At 54.9% G+C, this 4,498-nt stretch carries 3 protein-coding genes; all 3 read left to right on the top strand.

What is annotated here, in order from left to right; translation table 11 throughout:
• The first annotated feature begins 869 nt into the window (after nucleotides 1-869).
• From ACP69S_RS21860 to ACP69S_RS21850, 3 genes are read left to right on the top strand one after another with little or no spacing between them, the layout of a single operon-like run.
• Nucleotides 870-3,305 (top strand): SIR2 family protein, encoded by a 2,436-nt coding sequence (locus ACP69S_RS21860; protein WP_426000814.1) that lies wholly within the window; start codon nucleotides 870-872, stop codon nucleotides 3,303-3,305.
• Between the two features lie 8 nt (nucleotides 3,306-3,313).
• Complete coding sequence (locus tag ACP69S_RS21855) at nucleotides 3,314-3,853, top strand: hypothetical protein (RefSeq protein WP_426000813.1); 540 nt, start codon at nucleotides 3,314-3,316, stop codon at nucleotides 3,851-3,853.
• Nucleotides 3,854-3,896: 43 nt separating this feature from the next.
• Nucleotides 3,897-4,388, top strand: a complete 492-nt coding sequence (locus ACP69S_RS21850; protein ID WP_426000811.1) for a DUF2971 domain-containing protein — start codon at nucleotides 3,897-3,899, stop codon at nucleotides 4,386-4,388.
• The last annotated feature ends 110 nt before the right edge of the window (nucleotides 4,389-4,498 follow it).

Raw genomic sequence — 4,498 nt, 5'->3', positions numbered from 1 at the left:
CGTCGCTTTCGCGGCCAAGGGTTTTGGTCTCATCTTCGTTCCTTCGTCACTACGATGAGACCAAAACCCTCCTCTAAACGGAACCCTCAATCTGTCTCAAAGGCGCTGACGGCGGACACGCTTGGACTAGCGTCTGGCGGACGTGCAGGCGGGCGTAAAGGGCGGCGATGCCGTCGCTCCGCGATGCGCGCCTGCGGCGCTTACCCTTGACCCCCGCCAGCCCGCCCAGCTCTCGTTCCACCAAGCGATCAGGGCGGAATGTCTTCAGGCTTCAAGCAGTAAGGATGAGAGAGGCAGGAATTCAGGCGGCGAACGATCAGAGGCTGCGGTTAAGCCGCAGGCGCGGAACGCGCCTGATTCGGCTTAAACCGCATGCCGAGCCTGGCCGGGCGGAGAGCGGCCGGTCAAGGGTGCGCGTAGCGCATCGCCGTAGGCGACGGCAAAGCCGCCCTTGATGGGACGATCTCCGACTGGCTCTTTGCGCCTCAACGGCCTGTCGTGCCCGGTTCGCCAAGCCCTTGGGGAGTAGATCTGGTGGGAGTACGGAAGGCGCCCAAAAAGGACGAAGGTCCCTTCTAAAGGTTTGAAATTGCAAGCGAACTCGCTCGCAGAGGAACCTGCGCCTTCGGGCAGGTGCCGGAAAATGCCCGACACCATCAACGACATGGACCTGAAAGGTCCCTGTCCTTTTATCTTGCCCTAGTATTTGGGGTGTCGAAACGGCCTCCCCCTCGCCCCCAGGCCCACGTCCATCGTCGCAAACCCCTCTAAGTCAGCGTCGTTGTACGGGCGTCGTTCTCGCCCAAATTGCGAAGCTGCGATTTGCCGCGTACCGTCGAAATCGGCGCGACCTGATTAGGAGACAAGCTTTGGATTTCGAGGAAGCAGCGAAGCGTGTCCATCTCGGGCGGAGCATACTCTTCACCGGGGCGGGATTTTCGTTCGGAGCGACTTCGACTCGCGACAAGCCGCTTACTGACGCTGACGGCGTAGCGGCCGAATTGTCCGCCGATGCTGGCGAACCTGACCCGCTGCCACTCGATCTGGCTGCTGACGAATATCTATCAAAGGTTGGAGATGAGTCTAAGATTGTCCGACTTTTGCAAGATACGTTTCACGTCAAGACATTCGAAGAATACCACTCCGACATAGCAAGCCTGCCTTGGCGCAGGATATACACGACAAACTACGACAATCTAGTTGAGGCCTGCATCCGGGCTGGCGGAAGAACGCCCTCTGTGGCGACTCTTTCAGATTCTCCAAGTTCGACACTCGCCAATGGCTCAATAGTCCATTTGAACGGATTCATTGAACGCCTCACGCCGGCTAACTGGGATATTGATACGATCCTGACAACAGGACAGTATTTAGGCGACAAGGTTAGGCGTTCGCCATGGGCCGAGGTTTTTCGTTCGGACATAAATATTGCAGACTCAATTATTTTTATGGGGTACTCGCTTTATGATTTGGACATATCTCGGATCCTATTTGAGAACCCTGACCTCATAAAGAAGACATTCTTTGTTGTGGGGAAAGCCGCGAAGCGAGAAACTGTAATAAAGGCTTCTCGATTTGGCGCGGTGGTTGCGGAAAATGTCTCCGACATCGCTCCGATCTTCCCGAAGATAGGGACGCGTGGCCTACTTGAGCCGTCGCCGTTCACCGTTGCGCTTTCTCGATTTGAAATCACACCTGCGATCGGCGCGCCGGACACTGACAAGGTTGTCCGATTTCTTACCAAGGGTGATGTCGAAGAGTCCTACATCTCTCGAAGCGTAATTGAGGGCGTAGCTGACTACTATATACCGAGAAGTGACATTGATGGGCTTGTCTCAATTATCAGCAAGGGGCGGGGCCGAGTTCTCATTCACTCAAGCCTTGGAAATGGGAAAACCGCACTTCTCTCGGAAATATCCACACTCTTAAGCGTCTCTGGGATGGTGTGCTACAGTTTCAACGGCTCGACCGAGGGGGTGGAAAACGATTTTGAATACCTCGCATCTCTCGACACAAATGAGCGATCTAAAGTCGTGCTTATGATCGAGGATGGATTCTCTTTCTCGAACCTAGTAAAATCCATCAGCACGAATTTTCCCGACGTTAGTATTATTACAACAGCACGGAGCGCCGCCGTCGAGACGCGACTTGGATCTGTTGTTGAGGCATTTGGAGAGGACTATGCGAAGTTCGACCTGAATGACCTATCGGAAGATGAGGCTAAGGAACTCGACCAGCTATTATTGAAGCACGGCCTGTGGGGCGACAAGCAGGGCTGGAAGGATGACAAGCGTTTACGGTTTATTGAAAAACAGTGCCGTGGGCATCTTGGCACAGTGCTGCTTTCAGTCTGCCGCTCTACGCAAATATTCGCAAAGCTGAAAGTGCTGCTGTCCGGAGTCGATGACGTTGGTGGCCACACTTTCGAGGGGCTTCTCGCGGCATTGACGCTTGCATATGCTGGTCATACGGCTCGAGTTTCCCAAATATGTGAGATCGTTCAGGCCGATTTGTTCAAAACGTCGAAGGCTCAGGGAAGTGAGATTCTTCGGGAATTCCTGAGCTTTGATAATAACCGGGTCTCAGTACGATCGTCGGTATTTGCTCAGGCAGTGCTAACGGATCTCATATCCGATCATAAAATTGTGTCGGAACTGCCGGTAATGTTGTCGCGCCTGGATGCGTTGTCAGTTCACAACGACTTTTATAAGCTTCCAGCACAGAAACTTATGAGGTTCAGTTTTATAGAGCGCATAATTTCTGATCCAGACAAAGGCCAGAAATTAGTAAGATACTATGAGAACATTCGGGCGACAGGCGTAGGTGTTCAGAACCCGCAATTCTGGCTGCAGTATGCCATCGCGCGCCTATCGTTTAAGGATTACGTCGGCGCTGAGGCCCATTTCGACGCTGCATTTGGTCTTGTAGATAGGAGGCGGTCTTACGATCCGTTTCAAATCGAAAACCACTACGCTCGCTTTTTGCTCGAAAGCCGCGCCGAGACAACCCACTGGTCTGATTACTATGAGGCAGCGCTAAAAGCACACACAATCATCAAGTCACAGATGCGCCGATATGAAGAGGGGCATTACCCTTACAAGGTGGCTGCGAACTACCTGCCCTACGTTGCCGCGCGTGCCAATGAGTTCTCAACCGAGCAATTGGAAGAATTCGGGTCGTGGTGTGATGAGCTTCTTCAGATAGCCGCCGCCGCCCCCGTGGATGTGCGCAAGACCGGGTATTGGCGGGAGTTCAACAAGGTGATGGCTGACACAAAAGATTTTGTGAGTGAGGCAAAATATAGGTGAACCGGAGAATGTACGACGCCCTCAAGCTCCGCGAAATCGTCGCCTATCTTGTGGCGCTCCTGGCCATGGCGACTGGCCTGATCGCCGTGGTGACGGCCAAGGGCACCAATAGCGAAATTACTGCGTCCTGGGTTCAGGCGTTCGGCAGCATTGCCGCCATCGTCGTTGTGACCTTGCCGGTGTTGCTGCAAAAATCGATCGAGAAGCGCGAAGCGCGCCAGGTGACCCTCAGCACGGTTCGTCGAGCCTTCGGGACAATGGAGGCCGTCGCCAAGCGCTATCTAGATCCCGATTATCGCACCTCGGAGTGGTGGGTACCGCAGTGGGACATCCTCGAAAACGCGTTGGCACAGTGCCCTGTATACCAATGCGGGTCGCCCGAGGCAGTGGCTGACTTCCTGGATTTCCGCGAACTGTTTAGACGCGCAGATGCGATCAACACCGCTGACGACGCAGGAAGTGAAAACCCGATCCTCGGCAGCTTCACCATGACCATCATGTCGAACGCGTCGATGAGCGTTGATCGGCTCAACAAGGCGCTCTCTTAGGATCGGATCGCTAGCTGCCACTCATAGTTCTCAGCGGGGCGTGATGCCAAATAAGCTCTACAAATATCGGGCTTTCGGCGTGCGCGCTCTGCGCAGTTTGACGGAGGCTGAGGTACATTACGCCCAGCCAAGGACGTTCAACGACCCGTTGGATTGCGATCCGACCTTTGATGTCGACGTTGGGCGGGCGACGTTGGAAAAGCTCCTTTATCGGATGCTCATGCGGCGCATGGACGGCCCAGAAGCTGCCAAAGAGGTGGGCCACCTTCGATACATGTCGAGCGAGGTCGGGAGCTACGAGACAAACAAGGATGCCGAGGCCTACCTAATTAGGTTGTTGGCGCGGGACATTAAGGATGAGCTCGACCACGAGTTCGCGCAGAGAGGCGTGCTGTCGCTTTCGGCCACTTGGTCTTCCGCGCTGATGTGGAGCCACTACGCCGACGAGCACCGCGGCATCTGCGTCGAATACGAGACTTCCGACTGTGCAGCGGCGTGGAAAAAGGACCCCCTTAGCGGGGTGATCGGCGCCTAAAAGGGACCCCTCATTCCGATGGTTTAGGCACGGCGGCTTGGTTTAACCGGGCGGTCGAGATCGGGATGTTGGTCGTGGAGACAGTGGTGCGGATTCGCCGTGAGTATGCG

The sequence above is a fragment of the Caulobacter sp. DWR1-3-2b1 genome (genome assembly GCF_049895765.1).
Classification (GTDB): domain Bacteria; phylum Pseudomonadota; class Alphaproteobacteria; order Caulobacterales; family Caulobacteraceae; genus Caulobacter.
Note: the sequence above shows the minus strand (reverse complement) of the source record. Positions and strands in the feature narration are given on the sequence as shown.

What these genes read in the sequence shown, in the direction of transcription:
- ACP69S_RS21855 (WP_426000813.1), top strand. Translation starts at nt 3,314, where the DNA reads ATGTACGACGCCCTCAAGCTCCGCGAAATCGTCGCCTATCTTGTGGCG.
- ACP69S_RS21850 (WP_426000811.1), top strand. Translation starts at nt 3,897, where the DNA reads ATGCCAAATAAGCTCTACAAATATCGGGCTTTCGGCGTGCGCGCTCTG.